At 60.2% G+C, this 18,850-nt stretch carries 21 protein-coding genes and 2 pseudogenes; 13 read left to right on the plus strand and 10 right to left on the minus strand.

Going from position 1 to position 18,850, the window contains the following annotated elements; translation table 11 throughout:
- Nucleotides 1-100: 100 nt before the first annotated feature.
- From NIBR502773_RS10340 to NIBR502773_RS10365, 6 genes are read left to right on the plus strand one after another with little or no spacing between them, the layout of a single operon-like run.
- Complete coding sequence (locus tag NIBR502773_RS10340; protein WP_065939011.1) at nucleotides 101-661, plus strand: antibiotic biosynthesis monooxygenase; 561 nt, start codon at nucleotides 101-103, stop codon at nucleotides 659-661.
- Nucleotides 662-718: 57 nt separating this feature from the next.
- Entirely contained in the window at nucleotides 719-1,429 is a 711-nt protein-coding gene (gene folM, locus NIBR502773_RS10345; RefSeq protein WP_141155985.1) for a dihydromonapterin reductase, read from the plus strand.
- 20 nt (nucleotides 1,430-1,449) lie between these two features.
- Nucleotides 1,450-2,010, plus strand: a complete 561-nt coding sequence (gene folE, locus NIBR502773_RS10350) for a GTP cyclohydrolase I FolE (protein WP_027607643.1) — start codon at nucleotides 1,450-1,452, stop codon at nucleotides 2,008-2,010.
- Between the two features lie 2 nt (nucleotides 2,011-2,012).
- A complete protein-coding gene (folX, locus tag NIBR502773_RS10355) occupies nucleotides 2,013-2,384 on the plus strand; it encodes a dihydroneopterin triphosphate 2'-epimerase (RefSeq protein WP_115488645.1) in 372 nt (123 codons plus the stop codon).
- A gap of 23 nt (nucleotides 2,385-2,407) precedes the next feature.
- Nucleotides 2,408-2,704, plus strand: a complete 297-nt coding sequence (locus NIBR502773_RS10360; protein ID WP_027607644.1) for a DUF1244 domain-containing protein — start codon at nucleotides 2,408-2,410, stop codon at nucleotides 2,702-2,704.
- Entirely contained in the window at nucleotides 2,697-3,038 is a 342-nt protein-coding gene (locus NIBR502773_RS10365) for a HopJ type III effector protein (RefSeq protein ID WP_168208999.1), read from the plus strand. The genes NIBR502773_RS10360 and NIBR502773_RS10365 overlap by 8 nt, the downstream gene beginning before the upstream one ends.
- Before the next feature lie 101 nt (nucleotides 3,039-3,139).
- Here the strand turns inward: NIBR502773_RS10365 and trxB are convergent, their stop codons facing one another.
- Nucleotides 3,140-4,102, minus strand: a complete 963-nt coding sequence (trxB, locus tag NIBR502773_RS10370) for a thioredoxin-disulfide reductase (protein ID WP_025858049.1) — start codon at nucleotides 4,100-4,102, stop codon at nucleotides 3,140-3,142.
- Between the two features lie 294 nt (nucleotides 4,103-4,396).
- Here trxB and cysZ point away from each other — a divergent pair, with 294 nt between their 5' ends.
- Together cysZ and NIBR502773_RS10385 are read left to right on the plus strand one after the other, a co-directional pair.
- Nucleotides 4,397-5,161 carry a sulfate transporter CysZ gene (gene cysZ, locus NIBR502773_RS10380; RefSeq protein ID WP_027607646.1) on the plus strand — a complete coding sequence of 255 codons (765 nt, stop codon included), beginning with the start codon at nucleotides 4,397-4,399 and terminating at the stop codon, nucleotides 5,159-5,161.
- Nucleotides 5,162-5,215: 54 nt separating this feature from the next.
- Complete coding sequence (locus NIBR502773_RS10385; RefSeq protein WP_141155987.1) at nucleotides 5,216-6,394, plus strand: glycosyltransferase family 1 protein; 1,179 nt, start codon at nucleotides 5,216-5,218, stop codon at nucleotides 6,392-6,394.
- An 858-nt stretch (nucleotides 6,395-7,252) separates the two neighbouring features.
- On the opposite strand, the gene NIBR502773_RS10390 is transcribed toward NIBR502773_RS10385, so the two are convergent.
- The 7 genes from NIBR502773_RS10390 to rplU form a co-directional block, all read right to left on the minus strand.
- On the minus strand, nucleotides 7,253-8,356 hold the full coding sequence (locus NIBR502773_RS10390; RefSeq protein WP_141155988.1) for an NADH:flavin oxidoreductase: 1,104 nt from the start codon (nucleotides 8,354-8,356) through the stop codon (nucleotides 7,253-7,255).
- Between the two features lie 147 nt (nucleotides 8,357-8,503).
- Nucleotides 8,504-8,986, minus strand: coding sequence for a glutathione peroxidase (locus NIBR502773_RS10395; RefSeq protein ID WP_065925972.1), 483 nt, complete (start codon nucleotides 8,984-8,986; stop codon nucleotides 8,504-8,506).
- Between the two features lie 101 nt (nucleotides 8,987-9,087).
- Entirely contained in the window at nucleotides 9,088-9,552 is a 465-nt protein-coding gene (locus tag NIBR502773_RS10400; RefSeq protein ID WP_065939005.1) for a CreA family protein, read from the minus strand.
- A 16-nt stretch (nucleotides 9,553-9,568) separates the two neighbouring features.
- The gene (gene proB / locus NIBR502773_RS10405; protein ID WP_065939004.1) at nucleotides 9,569-10,687 is read right to left on the minus strand and encodes a glutamate 5-kinase; all 1,119 of its coding nucleotides are present in this window, start codon (nucleotides 10,685-10,687) and stop codon (nucleotides 9,569-9,571) included.
- 109 nt (nucleotides 10,688-10,796) lie between these two features.
- Nucleotides 10,797-12,020, minus strand: a complete 1,224-nt coding sequence (gene cgtA / locus NIBR502773_RS10410) for an Obg family GTPase CgtA (RefSeq protein ID WP_015885843.1) — start codon at nucleotides 12,018-12,020, stop codon at nucleotides 10,797-10,799.
- 194 nt (nucleotides 12,021-12,214) lie between these two features.
- Entirely contained in the window at nucleotides 12,215-12,472 is a 258-nt protein-coding gene (gene rpmA / locus NIBR502773_RS10415; RefSeq protein WP_003176049.1) for a 50S ribosomal protein L27, read from the minus strand.
- Nucleotides 12,473-12,506: 34 nt separating this feature from the next.
- Nucleotides 12,507-12,821 carry a 50S ribosomal protein L21 gene (gene rplU / locus NIBR502773_RS10420; RefSeq protein ID WP_003176051.1) on the minus strand — a complete coding sequence of 105 codons (315 nt, stop codon included), beginning with the start codon at nucleotides 12,819-12,821 and terminating at the stop codon, nucleotides 12,507-12,509.
- 239 nt (nucleotides 12,822-13,060) lie between these two features.
- Here rplU and NIBR502773_RS10425 point away from each other — a divergent pair, with 239 nt between their 5' ends.
- The 3 genes from NIBR502773_RS10425 (at nucleotide 13,061) to NIBR502773_RS10435 (ending at nucleotide 14,979) form a co-directional block, all read left to right on the plus strand.
- The gene (locus NIBR502773_RS10425; RefSeq protein ID WP_141155989.1) at nucleotides 13,061-14,029 is read left to right on the plus strand and encodes a polyprenyl synthetase family protein; all 969 of its coding nucleotides are present in this window, start codon (nucleotides 13,061-13,063) and stop codon (nucleotides 14,027-14,029) included.
- Nucleotides 14,030-14,220: 191 nt separating this feature from the next.
- Entirely contained in the window at nucleotides 14,221-14,562 is a 342-nt protein-coding gene (locus tag NIBR502773_RS10430; protein WP_003230858.1) for a zinc ribbon domain-containing protein YjdM, read from the plus strand.
- Between the two features lie 159 nt (nucleotides 14,563-14,721).
- A complete protein-coding gene (locus NIBR502773_RS10435; protein ID WP_003194088.1) occupies nucleotides 14,722-14,979 on the plus strand; it encodes a hypothetical protein in 258 nt (85 codons plus the stop codon).
- A 60-nt stretch (nucleotides 14,980-15,039) separates the two neighbouring features.
- On the opposite strand, the gene NIBR502773_RS10440 is transcribed toward NIBR502773_RS10435, so the two are convergent.
- Nucleotides 15,040-15,657 carry an FKBP-type peptidyl-prolyl cis-trans isomerase gene (locus tag NIBR502773_RS10440; RefSeq protein WP_003176055.1) on the minus strand — a complete coding sequence of 206 codons (618 nt, stop codon included), beginning with the start codon at nucleotides 15,655-15,657 and terminating at the stop codon, nucleotides 15,040-15,042.
- 262 nt (nucleotides 15,658-15,919) lie between these two features.
- Between NIBR502773_RS10440 and NIBR502773_RS31290 the strand changes: the two are divergent.
- Nucleotides 15,920-16,936: pseudogene (locus NIBR502773_RS31290) on the plus strand (methyl-accepting chemotaxis protein); the annotation flags it as partial.
- A gap of 309 nt (nucleotides 16,937-17,245) precedes the next feature.
- Nucleotides 17,246-17,839, plus strand: a pseudogene (locus NIBR502773_RS31295) (methyl-accepting chemotaxis protein); the annotation flags it as partial.
- A gap of 639 nt (nucleotides 17,840-18,478) precedes the next feature.
- Here the strand turns inward: NIBR502773_RS31295 and NIBR502773_RS10450 are convergent.
- The gene (locus NIBR502773_RS10450; RefSeq protein ID WP_027607654.1) at nucleotides 18,479-18,847 is read right to left on the minus strand and encodes a glyoxalase superfamily protein; all 369 of its coding nucleotides are present in this window, start codon (nucleotides 18,845-18,847) and stop codon (nucleotides 18,479-18,481) included.
- Nucleotides 18,848-18,850: the final 3 nt, after the last annotated feature.

Below are 18,850 nucleotides of genomic sequence, written 5' to 3' on the forward strand. Positions count from 1 at the left end.
ATAATCCTTGCCTGCTTTTTACGCGTCGCTGCAACACCCCGCAGCTTCGTCTGTGCGCCACCTACACGGTCCAGTGCACCCGTACATTTGGAGATACACAATGTCTACCTCTCCCGTCACCTTGATGGTTGCGCGCCGCGTGGCCAAAGGGCGCTATGAAGAACTGATGGCCTGGCTGCGCGAAGGCGAGCAATTGGCCACCGACTTCCCCGGTTACCTGGGCTCCGGCGTGCTGGCCCCACCGCCCAATGACGATGAATTCCAGATCATTTTCCGCTTCGCCGATGAGAAGACCCTGCACGCCTGGGAGTTTTCCGCCTCACGCAGTGCGTGGTTGAGCCGTGGCAGCGATTTGTTCGCCGACCCGTCCGAGCACCGTGTACGGGGCATCGATGGCTGGTTTGGCGCAGCGGGTGCCCGTCCGCCACGCTGGAAGCAGGCGGTGGCGATCTGGCTGGCGTTTTTCCCGGTGTCGCTGCTGTTCAACTTCGTCCTGGGGCCGCTGCTCAGTGAACTCGAGCTGGGGCCACGGGTGCTGGTCAGCACAATGGCACTCACGCCCTTGATGGTGTACTGGTTCATTCCGCTGTCGACCCACCTGCTGGCGAACTGGCTGCACCCAGCGCCAGCCCCGCGCAAGGCCTCCGAAGCGGCGGCGTGAGTACAGGGGCGGCCCGTCGCTGGTATGATTTGCGCCTGCCAGCGACGCGAGCCTCCCATGACTGCAACGAACGCCCCGATCCTGATCACCGGCGCCGGCCAGCGCGTCGGCCTGCATTGCGCCGAGCGCCTGCTGGACGAAGGCCAGCCGGTGATTTTCAGCTACCGCAGCGAACGCCCCGGCGTGCAGGCCCTGCGTGAGCGTGGCGCAGTCGGCATATTTGCCGACTTTTCCACCGAAGCCGGGATTCTCGCGTTTATCGCTGAACTGAACAGCCACACCCAAAGCCTGCGTGCGATCATCCATAACGCTTCGGCCTGGGTCGCGGAGGCGCCGGGCGACGAAAGCCGTGCCTTTACCGACATGTTCAGCGTGCACATGCTTGCGCCGTACCTGATCAACCTGCATTGTTCACCCTTGCTGCAACGCTCTACACCTGCCGACATCGTGCATATCAGCGATGACGTGGTGCGCAAGGGCAGCCGCCAGCACATCGCCTACTGCGCCACCAAGGCCGGGCTCGACAGCCTCACGCTGTCGTTCGCCGCGCAGTTTGCGCCGCTGATCAAGGTCAACGGCATCGCCCCGGCGATGGTGATGTTCAACGAAGGCGACGACGCGGCCTATCGCACCAAGGTGCTGGCCAAGTCGGCCCTGGGCATCGAGCCTGGTCCCGAGGTGATCTACCAGAGTGTGCGTTACCTGCTGGACAACCCCTATGTCACCGGTACCACCCTGACCGTCAACGGCGGGCGGCATATCAAGTAAGCCGTTTGTGAGGATGTTGTATGACCTTATCCCTGCCCCACCATTACCGCGAGATCCTCAAGGGCCTGGGCGAAGACCCGGAACGCGAAGGCTTGCTCGACACCCCCAAGCGCGCCGCCAAGGCCATGCAGTACCTGTGTCATGGCTATGAACAGAACCTCGAAGAAATCGTCAACGGCGCACTGTTCGCCTCCGACAACGACGAGATGGTGATCCTCAAGGACATCGAGCTGTATTCGCTGTGCGAGCATCACCTGCTGCCCTTTATCGGCAAGGCCCACGTGGCCTATATTCCGACCGGCAGGGTGCTGGGCCTGTCGAAGCTGGCACGCATCGTCGACATGTTCGCCCGGCGCCTGCAGATCCAGGAAAACCTCACCCGGCAAATCGCCGACGCCATCCAGGACGTGACCCAGGCCGCCGGCGTGGCGGTGGTGATCGAAGCCAAGCACATGTGCATGATGATGCGCGGCGTGGAAAAACAGAATTCAACCATGAACACCTCGGTGATGCTCGGCGCGTTCCGCGAGTCGAACACCACGCGCATGGAGTTCCTGCAACTGATTGGACGGAGCAAGTAGCAATGCCACAACTTCAACCAGGCATGGCGCGCATCCGGGTCAAGGACCTGTGCCTGCGCACCTTCATCGGTATCAATGAGGACGAAATCCTCAACAAGCAGGATGTGCTGATCAACCTGACCATCCTGTATGCCGCCCAGGAAGCCGTACGCGACAACGACATCGACCACGCGCTGAACTACCGCACCATCACCAAGGCCATCATCGCCCACGTGGAAGGCAACCGCTTTGCCTTGCTGGAGCGCCTGACCCAGGAACTGCTGGACCTGGTGATGGGCAACGAATCGGTGCTGTACGCCGAAGTCGAAGTGGACAAGCCCCATGCGCTGCGCTTTGCCGAGTCGGTGTCGATTACCCTGGCGGCCAGCCGCTAACCCCTGAATTGTCAGTGAGCCCTATGAACGATCAACAACGCCTCGAACTCGAAGCCGCCGCCTTCCGCCGCCTGGTGGCGCACCTGGACAGCCGCAAGGATGTGCAGAACATTGACCTGATGAACCTCGCCGGGTTCTGCCGTAACTGCCTGTCCAAGTGGTACAAGGCCGAGGCCGACGAACGCCAGATCGAGCTGAGCCTCGATGACGCCCGTGAAGTGGTGTACGGCATGCCGTACGCCGAGTGGAAAGCCCAATACCAGCAAGAAGCCAGCGCCGAACAACAGGCGGCGTTCGCCAAAGGAAAAACCCATGACTGATTTGAACACCCTGCGCGCCAGCCTCGACAGTGGCGAACACGTTTTTGCCGACACCCTGGCGTTTGTCGCTGCCGGTTACGATTACCAGCCACAGGCCTTCACCAATGGCGATGTGGAAAACGCTGCCGGGCAGAACGAAGGTTCGTGCAAGACCTTGGGCCTGGCGCTGCTGGAAGGCTTGAGCGACCAGGAAGCGCTGCTCGCATTTGGCGAGCATTACCGCTCGGTGGTGGCCACGCCTGAGGGCAATGACCATGGCAATATCCGCGCGTTGATTGCCCATGGGTTGGCAGGTGTGAAATTCGCCGCCCAGCCACTGACCCGCAAATCCTGAGTCAGCTGCAGATCAAAATGTGGGAGAGGGCTTGCCCCTCCCAGATTTAAATTGCACCCATAAAAAAACCGGCCTCGCAGCCGGTTTTTTATTTCAACAATTTAGAACGCAGCGTCCTTCAAACCGTCGAGGTAACGCTCGGCGTCCAGGGCCGCCATGCAACCGGCGCCGGCCGAGGTGATGGCCTGGCGGTAAACGTGGTCGGCCACATCGCCTGCTGCGAAGATGCCTTCGATGTTGGTCGCGGTGGCGTTGCCTTCACGACCGCCTTGCACCACCAGGTAACCGTCTTTGGCTTCCAGCACGCCTTCGAACAACGACGTGTTCGGGGTGTGGCCGATGGCGATGAACACGCCGTCGACTTTCAGCTCGTCGAAGCTGCCGTCGTTGTTTTTCAGGCGAGCGCCGGTCACACCCATGTTGTCGCCCAGGACTTCGTCCAGGGTGGCGTTGAGCTTGAGAATGATCTTGCCTTCGGCGACACGGGCGTGCAGCTTGTCGATCAGGATCTTCTCGGCGCGGAACGTCTCGCGGCGGTGAACCAGGGTCACGGTGCTGGCGATGTTGGCCAGGTACAGCGCCTCTTCCACGGCCGTGTTGCCGCCACCGACCACGGCGACCGGCTTGTTGCGGTAGAAGAAACCGTCACAGGTGGCGCAAGCGGAAACACCCTTGCCCATGAACGCTTCTTCCGATGGCAGGCCCAGGTAGCGAGCGCTGGCACCGGTGGCGATGATCAGTGCGTCGCAGGTGTAGACGCCGCTGTCGCCGGTGAGGCTGTAAGGTTTTTTCGAGAAGTCGACCTTGTTGATGTGATCAAACACGATCTCGGTTTCAAAGCGCTCGGCGTGTTCTTTCATACGCTCCATCAGCACCGGGCCGGTCAGGCCGTGGACATCGCCCGGCCAGTTGTCGACTTCAGTGGTGGTGGTCAACTGACCGCCCGCCTGCATGCCGGTGATCAGCAGCGGCTTGAGGTTGGCCCGGGCAGCGTAGACGGCAGCGCTGTAACCGGCAGGGCCGGAACCGAGAATAATCACTCGCGAATGACGGGTATCAGACATGACTCACTCCTATCGACCGCCCGGACTACAAGACGGCTGGAATAAAAAAGGGACCACGAAGCACTTGGGGAAGGCTTTAACTCGCAGGCCCTGAAAAATAATGGGTGCAGCGTATCGAGGGGGGCAAGATTAAGGAAATACGGAATAACAATCCAGCTCATAGGCGGTCTCTATGCAGTCAGGCCGATTAATCGACGCCTTTATTACCGTTGATGTCGTCACACCGACCACGCTTTCGCCTTGAAGGCAAAGCCGGTAAGGTCGGCGCGTTCGTCATCCTGCTCGGAGTTCTCCATGCCCGCCCCTGTTCTTTCCGGCCCGCAATACCTGCGTGAAGGCCTCAAACTGGTGCTGAGCCCCGGCCTGCGCCTGTTTGTGCTGCTGCCGCTGGCGATCAACCTGGTGCTGTTCGTCGGCTTGATCTACTTTGCCGGCCATCAGTTCAGCCTGTGGGTCGACCACTTGATGCCGACCCTGCCCGGCTGGCTGAGCTTTCTGAATTACCTGCTATGGCCGCTGTTTGTGGTGCTGGTGGTGCTGATGGTGTTTTTCACCTTCACCATGCTCGCCAATATCATCGCGGCACCGTTCAATGGCTTTCTTTCCGAGAAAGTCGAAGTGGTGGTACGGGGTACCGATGACTTCCCGGCCTTCAGTTGGGGCGAACTGATTGAAATGGTTCCGCGTACCCTGGCCCGGGAAATGCGCAAGCTGGGCTACTTCCTGCCACGGGCCATCGGCCTGTTTATCCTGTCGTTCATTCCGGTGGTCAACCTGATCGCCGCGCCACTGTGGTTGCTGTTCGGCGTGTGGATGATGGCGATCCAATACATCGACTACCCGGCCGATAACCACAAGCTGGGCTGGAACGAAATGCTCGCCTGGCTGCGCCAGAAACGCTGGCAGAGCATGAGCTTCGGCGGCATCGTCTACCTGGTGCTGCTGGTGCCGGTGGTCAACCTGTTGATGATGCCGGCGGCAGTGGCCGGGGCGACCTTGTTCTGGGTGCGCGAACAGGGCGCCGAGGCCATGGCGACGCCGAAAGTGGCCAAGTCATAAATCCATCATCTGCATGACACAATGGCGACATGGCCCATAGCGACACTGTGGGTCATGACGACAGCTTCGCTCCACATCACTCTCATCACCGAAACCTTCCCGCCAGAGATCAACGGGGTGGCCAATACCCTTGGCCGCCTGTGCGAAGGTTTGCGCGCGCGCGGCCATCAAGTCGAACTGGTTCGCCCGCGCCAGGGCGCCGATGCAAGCCGTCCCAGCGATGATGGCTTGCTGCTCTGCCGCGGCTGGCCGCTGCCGGGTTACCCAGGCCTGCAATGGGGCCAGTCGTCGATGCACAAGTTGCTGCGCCGCTGGACGCGCCAGCGCCCCGACGTGCTCTACATCGCCACCGAAGGCCCGCTGGGGCTGTCTGCGCTGCGGGCGGCACGGCGCCTGGGAATCAGCGTGGTCAGCGGTTTTCACACCAATTTCCAGCAGTACTCCAACCAGTACGGCCTGAGCCTGTTAAGCCGCATGGTCACGCACTACCTGCGCTGGTTTCATAACCGTTCGACCTTGACCCTGGTGCCCAGCGCCAGCCAACGCCTGGAACTGGAGCGTCGGCATTTCGAGCGCCTGGGGATGCTGGCGCGCGGGGTGGACAGCCAGTTATTCCACCCGGCCAAGCGTGACAACGCACTACGGGAAAGCTGGGGCCTGGAAAACGACGATATTGCCGTGCTGCACGTGGGGCGCCTGGCCCAGGAGAAAAACCTCGGGCTGCTCAAGCGCTGCTTTGACGCGCTGCAGGCAACTTATCCACAGCGTCGGCTGAAGCTGATCATCGTCGGCGATGGCCCGCAACGCCCGATGCTCGAGCGCGACCTGTCCGACGCGGTGTTCTGTGGCACCCAGCGCGGCGAAGAACTGGCACGGCATTACGCATCAGGGGATGTGTTCCTGTTCCCCAGCCTGACCGAAACCTTCGGCAATGTGGTGCTCGAAGCCATGGCCTCCGGGCTGGGTGTGGTGGCGTACGACCAGGCGGCGGCGACCCAGCATATCCGCCATGGTTACAACGGTGTGCTGGCCATGCCGGGTGATGAGGACGCGTTTTGCGATGCGGCCAGATGGTTGCTGGAAGACAGCGAACATTTGCGCAGGGCCCGCCTCAATGCACGCCAACATGCGAGCCGCCAGGGCTGGCCGGCGATTATCGACCAGTTCGAGAACCAGTTACGCGATGTGTGCGCAGAACATTTGGCAGCTCCAACACTGCCTGACATTCGTTGAACGCTCTACGAATAACGTAGGCCAATTCCCCGCCCTGCCTGCCTACCCCTTGAATACTGGTTTCAACGGTAGGAATCCCTGCCTGAGACTGCCTGAATCGGCACGCCACAACAGGATATTTCCGGAACGTCGAGCGAATTATCACCACTGATATGACACCTGCCGTAAGAGGGGGGTGTCCCTGTGAAACACACTCGAACAAGGCAGGTCATTCATGCTGAAAAACTAATAGAGAGCACTATGTCGACACTGATAAATGGATCAATGGCGCTGAGATTCCAACCATTCAACCCCTCCGCATGGGCATCCCCATCCGGAAGCGGTCACAACCACCAGAACCACGCAAACACTGGCTGGAACCGCCCGCAACCTTCGCGCCCGCAAAACAACTGGCAAACGGCGCAGAATGACTGGCAACGCCCATCGCACAACCCTGACAACCGTCCGCAGCCCACCCGCCCGCAAAACGCCTGGCGGCCGGCGCAGAACGACTGGCAACGTCCACTGCACACCCCTGACAACTGTCCGCAGTCCACGCGCCCGCAACATCACTGGCAAACGGCGCAGAACGACTGGCAATGCCCGCAGCCCGCTGACGGCCTCCCACGACCTGGCGGTACGCGCCCAAACCAGGAGCAATGTTCCGTCAGGCCACCTCAATGGGCACGTTCCGACCAGACGGACAGCACTTCTCGCTCTAATCCATATGGACCAAAGATAAGATAATAAGCATTGAGGCAAATGATGGCCTGAACACAAGCGAAAGGCCGGGTACTCACTACCCAGCCTTTCGCCTGAAACAGCTAAACCTTCACGCTCAACCGTCGATAGTGAGCGCAGGCCTGGGCTCCAACCACCCTACACCAGGGTCGTCAACGCCTCGCGACTGAACGGCAGAATGTCGCCTTCACGGCCTTCACGCACCTTGACCGCCCAATCCGGGTCTACCAGCAGCGCACGACCAACAGCGACCAGGTCGAACTCGTCGTTGTTCAAGCGCTCCAGCAGTTTTTCCAGACTCGCCGGTTGGGCAACCTTGTCGGTATTGACCATGAACTGCAGGAATTCGCCATCCAGGCCGACACTGCCCACGGTGATCGTCGGTTTGCCCGTGAGTTGGCGGGTCCAGCCGGCGAGGTTGAGGTCGGAACCTTCGAACTCCGGCTCCCAGAAACGACGGGTGGAGCAGTGGAAAATATCCACACCGGCATCAGACAACGGCTTGAGGAATTCACCCAACGCCTCGGGGGTTTGCACCAGGCGCGCGGTGTAGTCCTGCTGCTTCCACTGGGAGAAACGCAAGATGATCGGGAAGTCCGGGCCGACGGCGGCGCGGGTGGCCTGGATCAACTCGATGGCAAAGCGCGAACGGTTGGCCAGGCTGCCGCCGTATTCGTCGGTGCGCTGGTTGCTGCCTTCCCAGAAGAACTGGTCGACCAGATAGCCGTGGGCGCCATGGATTTCCACGCCGTCCATGCCGATGCGCTGGGCATCCTTGGCGGCTTGGGCAAACGCAGCAATGACATCCTTGATGTCCTGGGCGGTCATGCCGTGGACGACCACGTTGCCATCCTTGAGTTTTTCCATCGGGCCGTAGGCCGGCACACTGGCGTCAGGCTCGGTACCGATGCGGCGCACACTGCCCACGTGCCAGAGCTGCGGGACAATCTTGCCACCTTCGGCGTGCACGGCATCGACGACCTTCTTCCAACCGGCCAGCGCCGCCTCGCCGTAGAAATGCGGGACATTCGGGTAGCCGTTGGAGGCCGGGTGACCGACCACGGTGCCTTCGGTAATGATCAGGCCCACGCCGGCAGCGGCACGGCGGCGGTAGTACTCGATGACCTTGGAATCAGGCACGCCACCTGGGGAAAACGAACGGGTCATCGGCGCCATGACTACACGGGTCGACAGCTGCAGTGCACCGAGCTGGAACGGTTTGAACAAGGCTTGGACAGGCATGGGAGCACTCCGCGGAAGACGAGGTTTATGATGCGGATAATATGAGGAGTGCAGAGTGCTGAATAGCACTATTGATTTGGGTGATTAAGGGGTATGAAAGCAGCGGCCAGCTTCAAGCCTGAAACTTGAAGCTGCGCCTGCTGGTGCTCAATTCAGGGCTTTTTCGATAGCCTGCACGACCGTTGGATCATCCGGCGCGGTGCGCGGCGAGAATCGCGCGAGGACCCGGCCATCCTTGCCCAGCAGGAATTTCTCGAAATTCCAGGTGATATCCCCTGGAAACTCGGCGCCCTCGCCCGCCAGCAAACGGTACAGTTGGTGCCGCTCAGGGCCGTTCACATCGAGTTTGCTGCCCAGGGGGAAGGTCACGCCGTAGTTCAGGCTGCAGAACTCGCGGATTTCTTCCTCGGTGCCCGGTTCCTGGCCTGCAAACTGGTTGCACGGCAGGCCAAGCACGGTAAATCCCTGGTCCTTGTACTGCTGATAAAGGTTTTCCAACGCCGCGTACTGCGGGGTCAAGCCACATTTGGAGGCTACGTTGACCACCAGCACAACGTGCCCCTTGAAGGGCGCCAGCGGCAGCTCTTGTCCGTCCAAAGCTTTGAGTTTCAGGTCGTGGAAAGCACTCATGACGAACTCCAGATTTCCCATGTTCTTAGCAAAGCAGCGCTTCGAGATTACAACCCGCAAGCCTGCAATCATAGACGCCGATTGCAAAACTCGCCTGCGGATTACTGAGCGGTCGGCCACGGCAGAATAGGAATCGCCGTTACCGCGTTCTGCGGGCTGCCTTCAATCAAGCGGTCACTGTAGACCAGGTACACCAGGGTATTGCGCTTCTTGTCGAGGAAACGCACCACCTGCATGGTCTTGAACACCAGCGAGGTACGTTCCTTGAACACTTCGTCGCCGTCCTTGAGCTCGCCCTTGAAGCGAATCGGGCCGACCTGACGGCAGGCGATCGAGGCTTCGGCACGGTCTTCGGCCAAACCCAGGCCACCTTTCACGCCGCCGGTCTTGGCGCGCGACAAATAGCAGGTCACGCCGTCGACCTTGGGGTCATCGAACGCTTCGACCACAATCCGGTCGTTGGGGCCGACAAACTTGAACACCGTCGACACCTGGCCAACTTCTTCGGCCGAAGCCAGCAGCGGCAGGGCCAACAGCAGGCCGAGCAATCCCTTTATCACGCGCATCGTGTATTCCCTTTGTTTAGACCAGGATCAGGTTATCGCGGTGAACCAGTTCCGGTTCCGCCATGTAACCCAAGAGTCCGACAATCGCGTCAGACGATTGTCCAATGATTTTCTGCGCTTCAAGGGCGCTGTAGTTGGCCAGGCCACGGGCGATCTCACGACCGTCGGGCGCCACGCACACCACCATCTCGCCACGGCGGAAGCTGCCCTGCACCAACTTGACGCCCACCGGCAGCAGGCTCTTGTTGCCCTGGGACAACGCCGACACCGCGCCATCGTCGAGCACCAGGGTGCCACGGGTTTGCAGGTGCCCGGCCAGCCATTGCTTGCGCGCCGCGAGCATGCCGCGTTCGGGCGACAGCAACGTACCGATGCGCTCACCCGCCTTGAGGCGATCCAGCACACGCTCCAGGCGCCCACCGACGATGATGGTGTGGGCCCCGGAACGTGCTGCCAGGCGTGCTGCGCGCAGCTTGGTCTGCATGCCGCCACGCCCCAGGGCGCCGCCGACGCTGCCGGCCACGGCGTCGAGCGCCGGGTCATCGGCGCGCGCTTCGTAGATCAGTTGGGCATCGGGGTTGTGGCGCGGGTCGGCGTCGAACATGCCGTCGCGGTCGGTGAGGATCACCAGCAGGTCGGCCTCCACCAGGTTGGCCACCAGCGCGGCCAGGGTATCGTTGTCGCCGAAACGGATCTCGTCGGTGACCACGGTGTCGTTCTCGTTGATCACCGGGATGACCTTGAGCTCCACCAGCGCACGCAAGGTGCTGCGGGCGTTGAGGTAGCGCTTGCGGTCGGACAGGTCATCGTGGGTCAGCAGGATCTGCGCCGTGTGGCGGCCATGCTCGGCAAAGCTGGATTCCCAGGCTTGCACCAGGCCCATCTGGCCGATGGCGGCGGCGGCTTGCAGCTCGTGCATCGCGCTGGGTCGCGCGGTCCAGCCGAGGCGGCTCATCCCGGCGGCAACCGCCCCGGACGACACCAGCACCAACTCGACACCTGCTTCATGCAAGGCCACCATCTGCTCGACCCAGACGCTCATGGCTGCACGATCCAGGCCTTTGCCATCCGCCGTCAGCAGCGCACTTCCGATCTTTACGACCCAGCGCTGCGCACCTGTCACTTTGCTCCGCATCATCTTCAACCTTAGATTGAGGGCCGCGCGACCCAGCGCCGCCCATAACGTTATACCCGGATACCAAAACGCCGCTCCAGGGAGCGGCGTTCAAGTTTATCGCAACGGATCAGTCGCGCACGTAAATGATTTCCGGACCGTCTTCGTCATCCACGTCTTCTTCGTCCCAATCATCGTCGCCGATGTCATGGACCGACTTCACGCCGCTGCGGCGCAGGGCACGCTGGTCGTCCAGGGCTTGCAACTGGGCGCGGGCCTCGTCTTCGATCTGCTGATCGAGTTCGGCGAGTTCGGCCTTGAATACCGGGTCGGCCGCCAGACGGTCGGCACGGTCTTCCAGGTAGCGCATGATGTCGCGGGTCAGGCGCTCGGTGCCTTCTTTGGCGATCGCCGAGATCACGTAGACCGGACCGGTCCATTCCAGGCGATCGACGATTTCCTTGACGCGCTCCTCGTGCTCTTCCTCGAGGATCTGGTCGCACTTGTTCAGCACCAACCAGCGATCACGCTCGGCCAGGGCCGGGCTGAACTTGGTCAGCTCGCTGACGATCACTTCGGCGGCGTCCGGTGCACTGGTGTCATCCAAGGGCGCCATGTCGACGAGGTGCAGCAGCAAACGGGTGCGGGACAAATGCTTGAGGAAGCGAATCCCCAGGCCTGCGCCGTCGGAAGCCCCTTCGATCAGGCCGGGAATGTCGGCGATCACAAAGCTTTTCCAGCGGTCGACGCTGACCACGCCCAGGTTTGGCACCAGGGTGGTGAACGGGTAGTCGGCGACTTTCGGCTTGGCGGCCGACACCGAGCGGATGAAGGTACTTTTGCCGGCGTTCGGCAGGCCCAGCAGGCCCACGTCAGCCAGTACTTTCATTTCCAGCTTCAGGTCACGCTGCTCGCCCGGCTTGCCCGGCGTGGTCTGGCGCGGTGCACGGTTGGTACTGGACTTGAATCGGGTGTTACCCAGACCGTGCCAGCCGCCCTGTACAACCATCAGTTTCTGGCCGGCCTTGGTCAGGTCGCCAATCACTTCCTGGGTCGCGGAGTCGATGATCGTGGTGCCGACCGGTACGCGCAGTACCAGGTCTTCACCTTTTTTACCGGTGCAGTCGGTGCTGCCGCCGTTGGAGCCACGCTCGGCATCGAAATGCCGGGTGTAACGGTAGTCCACCAGGGTGTTGAGGTTTTCGTCGGCCATCATGTAGATGGAACCGCCGTCACCGCCGTCACCGCCGTTGGGGCCACCGTTTTCGATGAATTTTTCGCGACGGAAACTCATGCAACCGTTACCGCCGTCGCCTGCTTTTACTCGGATGGAAACTTCATCAACGAACTTCATAACAAAACGCCTCTCGCCGCACGGACGAGCTTAAGAAACCAAGACATAAGACTCTTGCAAAAATGAGCGCAGCGACCTCAATCAACAGCCGCAAATCCAGCTGCTTGAGCCCATTACAAACAGCTTTGCAAGAGACTCACTCCACAAACGAAAAAGCCCCGTCGCAAGACAGGGCTTTTCCAGCGATCGCGCAATTAAGCGGCGACAACGCTCACGTAACGGCGGTTGAACGCGCCTTTTACTTCAAACTTGATCACGCCTTCGATTTTCGCGAAGAGGGTGTGATCTTTACCCATGCCAACACCGTAACCGGCGTGGAATTGGGTGCCGCGCTGACGCACGATGATGTTGCCCGGAATGATTTTCTGGCCGCCATACATCTTAACGCCAAGGCGTTTGGCTTCTGAGTCGCGACCGTTACGGGTACTACCACCAGCTTTTTTGTGTGCCATGAGTCAATTCTCCTAGTGAGGAATTAGGCTGAAATTAAGCCTGAATACCGGTGATTTTGATCTCGGTGTACCACTGGCGGTGGCCCATACGCTTCATGTGGTGCTTACGACGACGGAACTTGATGATGCGGACTTTATCGTGACGACCTTGGGAGATCACTTCAGCCACAACGGTAGCGCCAGCAACAACTGGAGCGCCGATGTTCACGTCATCGCCATTGGCGACCAACAGAACGCGATCAAAGGTAACGGATTCGCCGGTAGCGATTTCCAGTTTTTCGATCTTCAGGTATTCACCTGGGGCGACCTTGTATTGCTTGCCACCAGTAACAATTACTGCGTACGACATGGTATTTCTCCGATAATCCTGCTCACCCAGCGCTTTATAAGAAGAGGTATTGGCTGGCATGGCTGCATGGGATGGACGTCCCGAATGCAATTGCGTAAGGCAGGTGCTGCCCAGGAAGTTCAGGGTGCGCGATTGTACGCAAGGTAAATGGGTGTTGCAAGTGGCCGTCTATCGCGCCTTGACACCCGGGGGTCAGGGTCCTAGCATGCCGCGCAACCCTTCTGGAGCGACTGTCGCTGATGCAACCCCAAGCTTTCTACCGCGCGGTCGCGGACGATTTTAGCGCCGTCGACGGCATCATCAAGCAGCAGCTGACGTCTAAAGTGCCGCTGGTCTCCAAAATTGGCGACTACATTACGTCGGCGGGCGGTAAACGCCTGCGTCCTTTATTAGTGCTGCTGTGTGGCAAGGCCCTGGGCCGCGAAGGCGATGACCTGCGCCTGCTGGCCGCCACCATCGAATTCCTGCACACCGCGACCCTGCTGCATGACGACGTGGTCGACATGTCCGGCATGCGCCGTGGCCGCGAGACCGCCAATGCGATGTGGGGCAATGCCCCGAGCGTGCTGGTGGGCGACTTCCTGTACTCGCGCTCGTTCGAAATGATGGTCGAGCTCGGCTCGATGCCTGTGATGAAGATTCTTTCCCAGGCCACGCGCATCATCGCTGAAGGCGAAGTGCTGCAGCTGTCCAAGGTTCGCGACGCCAGCACCACCGAAGAAACCTATATGGAAGTGATTCGCGGCAAGACCGCGATGCTCTTCGAAGCCTCCACACACAGTGCCGCCGCGCTCTGTGGCGCGACCTCCGAGCAGGCCGAAGCCCTGCGAACCTTCGGTGATCACCTGGGCGTGGCATTCCAGCTGGTGGACGACCTGCTCGACTACCGTGGCGATGCAGAGACCCTGGGCAAGAACGTCGGCGACGACCTGGCCGAAGGCAAACCGACCTTGCCGCTGATCTACACCATGCGCGAAGGCACGCCGGAACAGGCGGCTCTGGTGCGCAAGGCGATCCAGAAAGGCGGGATCGAAGACCTGGAGGCCATCCGCGCTGCCGTGGAAGCGTCCGGTTCCCTGGAGTACACCGCGCAACTGGCGCGTGACTACGTGGCCCGTGCGATCCAGTGCCTGCAAGCCCTGCCGGCCAGCGAGTACCGGGATGCCCTGGTTGAGCTGAGTGAGTTTGCGGTCGCGCGTACTCACTAAGACATACCTGCAAGACCAATGTGTGAGGGGGCTTGCTCCCGATAGCGGTGGATCAGCCAGTCGATATATCGACTGGAACACCGTCATCGGGGCAAGCCCCCTCCCACATTTGGATTTCATACAGCCTGCAACATCACAAAACCCTATATAATGTGCGACTTTTAGTCATCCCTGAATCTCAAGGAGCTTTAGTGAGCACGTTGCCACCCTGCCCGAAATGCAATTCCGAATACACCTATGAAGACGGCGCCCAGCTGATCTGCCCGGAATGCGCCCATGAGTGGTCCGCCAATGGCGAGGCCGAAGTGGCCGGCGATGAAACCGTGAAGAAAGACTCTGTGGGCAACGTCCTGCAGGACGGCGACACCATCACCGTGATCAAAGACCTCAAGGTCAAGGGCACGTCCCTGGTCGTGAAGGTCGGCACCAAGGTCAAGAACATCCGCCTGTGCGACGGCGACCACGATATCGATTGCAAGATCGACGGTATCGGCCCGATGAAACTCAAGTCCGAGTTCGTGCGCAAAGTCTGAACCTGCTGCATCCATCCCGCGCCCGCGCGGGATGGCGTTTTGCCCTCCCCGTTGACCCCTCGCAATATCCACACAGAAAAACCAGGAAACTGCCAATAGGCACTTGCTATTCTACGAATAAGAATTATTCTCATTGAAACCCATCAAGGAGATGTACCCATGACTTATTTGATAGATGCCTGGCTCGACCGCCCACACCCTTACCTGCGCATCCTTCATCGGGAAACCGGCGAAGTCTGTGCGGTGCTGGAAGAAGAAGCGCTGAATGAATTGCAGGATCAGGGTGACCTGGACGTCAACGGCCTGAGTTCGAGTGAACCAGGAGTGCTCAAGGAAGTGGTGCGTAATCTGTTTCTGTTCTGCTATGCCCGAGCGTTGCGCCCGGCGACGGAGCTCAATGGCAAGTTCCATCCATGAACACACCGGCAAGACACTGTGGGAACGAACGGCCCCGTTCCCACAGGTAAGCAGCAGGTCTTACAGAACGTCGAGCAGTTCGACGTCAAATACCAGCACGCTGTGCGGCGGAATGCTGCCAACGCCTTGAGCGCCGTAAGCCAGTTCGCTCGGCACGTACAGGCGCCATTTGCTGCCGGCATTCATCAGTTGCAGGGCTTCGGTCCAGCCGGCGATTACGCCACCCACCGGGAATTCTGCAGGCTGGCCACGCTCGTAGGAGCTGTCGAACACAGTGCCGTCGATCAGGGTGCCGTGATAGTGAGTGCGCACCTGGTCTTCACGGGTCGGCTTGGCGCCGTCACCGGCCGTCAACACTTCAAATTGCAGGCCGGAAGCCAGGGTAGTGATACCATCACGCTTGGCGTTTTCAGCCAGGAACGCCAGGCCAGCGCCGGCAGCGGCTTCAGCCTTGGCAGCGGCCTCGGCTTGCATGATTTCGCGGATGACCTTGAAGCTGGCAGCCATTTGCTCCTGGTCAACACGGCTTGGTTTGCCGGCGAATGCGTCGGTCAGGCCAGCCAGGATCGCGTCCAGGCTCACACCCGGTGGCGGGTTGTCACGCAGTTGGTCGCCCAACTGACGGCCGATACCGTAGCTGACGCGGGTTTCGTCGGTGGACAGATTAACTTCGGACATGAAGAGGCTCCGCTGTAGGGCAGCACTGGAAACAGTGATGTGCGCGCCGCCCTGAACTAAAAGGGCCAGCAGACTAGCACACAAGACCTGCTGGTGATGAGCCCCCCACCGCGGCGCGGCACCGGGATCGCGACCCTTCGTCGCACGCGCAATAAAAGCGCTTCAGATTCAAACCTCCCCGCCGATACAGCGCTACACACTTTGGCTGGCTCAAACAACAACACCGTCCAGCAGACAAAAAATCACCTTCGCGGAGCATTCGATGAACAGCTGGTTCGGTAACATCAGCGTCAACCTCAAACTGGGCCTGGGCTTTGGCCTGGTACTGGTTCTCACCTCGATCCTGGCCTTAACCGGCTGGACCAGCCTGGGCAGCCTGATCGACCGCAGTAACTGGATGAGCGACATTACCCAGCTCAACGCGTCGCTGACCAAACTGCGCATCGTGCGCCTGCAATACATGTTGGCCAACGGCGATGAATCCGTGGCGCAGAACGTGCAGAGCAGCCTGGATGCCTTTGCTGCCCAGCAACAGAAACTCCTGGACAGCTTCAAGAGCCCGGAAAACGTCAAGCTGCTCAACGAGCAGAAAGCCATCATCACGGCTTATCAGCAATCCCTGAACAAAATGCGTGAGGCTTACCGTAACGGCAACGCTGCTCGCCAGGTCATGGGGGACAAGGCCGATATCGCCAACGCCCAGATCGATGCGCTGGACACCAGCGTGCAGCAGATGCCCGACAGCCCGGAGCGCTTCACTCAGTTCCAGGCGGTGACCAACGCCAAGCAGGCGTTCCAGTTGGCCCGCTACGAAGTGCGTGGCTACACCAACAACGTCAACCCGGACACCGAAGCCCGCGCTGCGGCACAAATCGAGAAAGCCATCGGCGGCTTGAAAGGCCTCAGTGTCGCATTCGGCGCCAGCCAGCAAAGCGCGCTGAGCGCCCTGGAAACCGCCCTGGGCGCCTATCGCACAGCCGTTCAAAACTACAAGACGGCCAACGCCAACATCGTGGCTGCCCGTGCCGAAATGACCACCCAAGGCGCCGACATCGTCACCATCAGCGACAAGCTCTACGACATCCAGCTGGATCGTCGCGACGCCGAAAGCGCCCAGGCCCGTAGCCTGCAGTTGATCAGCACGCTGCTGGCACTGCTGGTCGGTATCATCGCGGCACTGGTGATCACCCGCCAGATCACCCGCCCACTGCAGGAAACCCTGGCCGTGGTTGAGCGCATCGCCTCCGGCGACCTGAGCCACAATATCCAGGTCACCCGTCGCGATGAGCTGGGCGTACTGCAACAAGGCATCCAGCGCATGGGCACCACCTTGCGTGAACTGATCAGCGGGATTCGCGACGGCGTGACCCAGATCGCCAGCGCCGCCGAAGAGTTGTCGGCCGTGACCGAGCAGACCAGCGCCGGTGTGAACAGCCAGAAGATCGAGACCGATCAGGTCGCCACGGCAATGCACGAAATGACCGCCACTGTGCAGGAAGTCGCACGCAACGCCGAGCAAGCCTCTCTGGCTGCCGCCGACGCTGACGGCCAGGCCCGCGCAGGCGATAAAGTGGTGGCCGAGGCCATCGCCCAGATCGAACGCCTGGCCGCCGAAGTGGAACGTTCCACCGATGCCATGGCGCACCTGCAACAAGAGAGCAACAAGATCGGCAGCGTGATGGACGTGATCAAGGCGGTGGCCGAACAGACCAACCTGCTCGCGCTCAACGCAGCGATCGAAGCGGCGCGTGCCGGTGAAGCCGGTCGCGGCTTTGCCGTGGTCGCCGACGAAGTGCGTGGCCTGGCCCAGCGCACGCAGAAATCCACCGAGGAAATCGAAGGCCTGGTCGCCGGTTTGCAGAACGGCACCCAGCAAGTCGCCAACGTGATGAACAACAGCCGCAGCCTCACCGACAGCAGTGTCGAACTGACGCGCAAGGCCGGCGTGTCCCTGGAAAACATCACCCGCACGGTGTCGAACATCCAGTCCATGAACCAGCAGATTGCCGCAGCCGCCGAGGAACAAAGCGCCGTGGCCGAAGAGATCAGCCGCAGCATCGTGAATGTGCGTGATGTGTCCGAGCAGACCGCCACCGCGAGCAATGAAACGGCGAAATCGAGCGTGGAACTGGCGCGTTTGGGTAGCCAGTTGCAGCAGATGGTCAGTCACTTCCGGGTGTAAGAAATCAAAAAGCCGCCTCGGCATATACCGAGGCGGCTCCACCTCTCAGACGTTAGCAGTCATCGAAGCTGTCCCGCAGGAACTTCCATACGTGATAAGCACGTAGGCAGTTCACTACGAGGTTCCATGTACGTCGTGCAAACCTAGACATACTCGGCCCTCCGTGAGTTGGGCCTTACCTCCAGCACACTTACCGGAACATGTGGGCCTTAGGATGCTGGTCATAGCTTCCGATGAGGCGGCCGGGCTTTGGTTCCTCCCGCATAAATCCGGCACGGATTACTAGCCCGTGGCGTTCGGTCCATAATTCCGCGCGCATACCCAGCCACCTACAAAACGACATACTTGGAACGGGGTGATACTAACCAACATCCTCATCGAAGGTGTGACGGGAGATGAGAAAACCCTCCGCGGAGGTCCGCTAATTTATTGCCAATTCTTGCCACCGTTTTTTATAACATTCAGTGAAATGCGTGAAAACCGTCGGCCTTGGCCAGTCCTTGCGGGGCGCGACAATCGGCAGTAGTATTCTTCTCGCTGGTCATAGCTTCCGCTGAATATGCAACCCCAGCTACTAACCGGGATTGCAATAAAAAACCGCCCTACTAAGGCGGTTTTTTATTGCCTGCGATTTACCTCTCAGCCCTCACCTTCCTCAACAAACACCACCCGATTCCCAAACGGATCCTTGATGCTCATCTCCCGCGATCCCCAAGGCGTTTCCTCAACCCCAGGCTTGGCGTAACGGTAATCCTTGCCCGCCAACTGCTGCTGATACGTGTCCACCCCTTGCGCCTGAATCCGCACCGCCGCGCCCGGCGAAGCATCACCATGATGTTCGGACAGGTGCAGTACACAATCGCCCAGCGACACTTGCAGATAGAGTGGATAGTTCGCCTCAAAGCGATGCTGCCAATCGACCTTGAACCCCAGGAAGTCGACGTAGAACTCCAAGGCCTTGGCCTCGTCGAAAATCCGCAGGATAGGGGTGACTTTTCCTAAGTGCATGGC

It is taken from the genome of Pseudomonas sp. NIBRBAC000502773 (genome assembly GCF_006517195.1).
Taxonomy (GTDB): Bacteria; Pseudomonadota; Gammaproteobacteria; order Pseudomonadales; family Pseudomonadaceae; genus Aquipseudomonas; species Aquipseudomonas marginalis.

Bases quoted from the DNA above. Each gene is read 5' to 3' on its own strand.
- NIBR502773_RS10425 (WP_141155989.1), top strand. From the start codon at position 13,061: ATGCAACCCCAAGCTTTCTACCGCGCGGTCGCGGACGATTTTAGCGCC.
- NIBR502773_RS10450 (WP_027607654.1), bottom strand. From the start codon at position 18,847: ATGCACTTAGGAAAAGTCACCCCTATCCTGCGGATTTTCGACGAGGCC.
- trxB (WP_025858049.1), bottom strand. From the start codon at position 4,102: ATGTCTGATACCCGTCATTCGCGAGTGATTATTCTCGGTTCCGGCCCT.
- NIBR502773_RS10390 (WP_141155988.1), bottom strand. From the start codon at position 8,356: ATGCCTGTCCAAGCCTTGTTCAAACCGTTCCAGCTCGGTGCACTGCAG.
- NIBR502773_RS10440 (WP_003176055.1), bottom strand. From the start codon at position 15,657: ATGTCCGAAGTTAATCTGTCCACCGACGAAACCCGCGTCAGCTACGGT.
- folM (WP_141155985.1), top strand. From the start codon at position 719: ATGACTGCAACGAACGCCCCGATCCTGATCACCGGCGCCGGCCAGCGC.
- NIBR502773_RS10400 (WP_065939005.1), bottom strand. From the start codon at position 9,552: ATGCGCGTGATAAAGGGATTGCTCGGCCTGCTGTTGGCCCTGCCGCTG.
- rpmA (WP_003176049.1), bottom strand. From the start codon at position 12,472: ATGGCACACAAAAAAGCTGGTGGTAGTACCCGTAACGGTCGCGACTCA.
- NIBR502773_RS10385 (WP_141155987.1), top strand. From the start codon at position 5,216: ATGACGACAGCTTCGCTCCACATCACTCTCATCACCGAAACCTTCCCG.
- NIBR502773_RS10360 (WP_027607644.1), top strand. From the start codon at position 2,408: ATGAACGATCAACAACGCCTCGAACTCGAAGCCGCCGCCTTCCGCCGC.
- folE (WP_027607643.1), top strand. From the start codon at position 1,450: ATGACCTTATCCCTGCCCCACCATTACCGCGAGATCCTCAAGGGCCTG.
- folX (WP_115488645.1), top strand. From the start codon at position 2,013: ATGCCACAACTTCAACCAGGCATGGCGCGCATCCGGGTCAAGGACCTG.
- cysZ (WP_027607646.1), top strand. From the start codon at position 4,397: ATGCCCGCCCCTGTTCTTTCCGGCCCGCAATACCTGCGTGAAGGCCTC.
- NIBR502773_RS10365 (WP_168208999.1), top strand. From the start codon at position 2,697: ATGACTGATTTGAACACCCTGCGCGCCAGCCTCGACAGTGGCGAACAC.
- rplU (WP_003176051.1), bottom strand. From the start codon at position 12,821: ATGTCGTACGCAGTAATTGTTACTGGTGGCAAGCAATACAAGGTCGCC.
- NIBR502773_RS10395 (WP_065925972.1), bottom strand. From the start codon at position 8,986: ATGAGTGCTTTCCACGACCTGAAACTCAAAGCTTTGGACGGACAAGAG.
- NIBR502773_RS10435 (WP_003194088.1), top strand. From the start codon at position 14,722: ATGACTTATTTGATAGATGCCTGGCTCGACCGCCCACACCCTTACCTG.
- proB (WP_065939004.1), bottom strand. From the start codon at position 10,687: ATGCGGAGCAAAGTGACAGGTGCGCAGCGCTGGGTCGTAAAGATCGGA.
- NIBR502773_RS10340 (WP_065939011.1), top strand. From the start codon at position 101: ATGTCTACCTCTCCCGTCACCTTGATGGTTGCGCGCCGCGTGGCCAAA.
- cgtA (WP_015885843.1), bottom strand. From the start codon at position 12,020: ATGAAGTTCGTTGATGAAGTTTCCATCCGAGTAAAAGCAGGCGACGGC.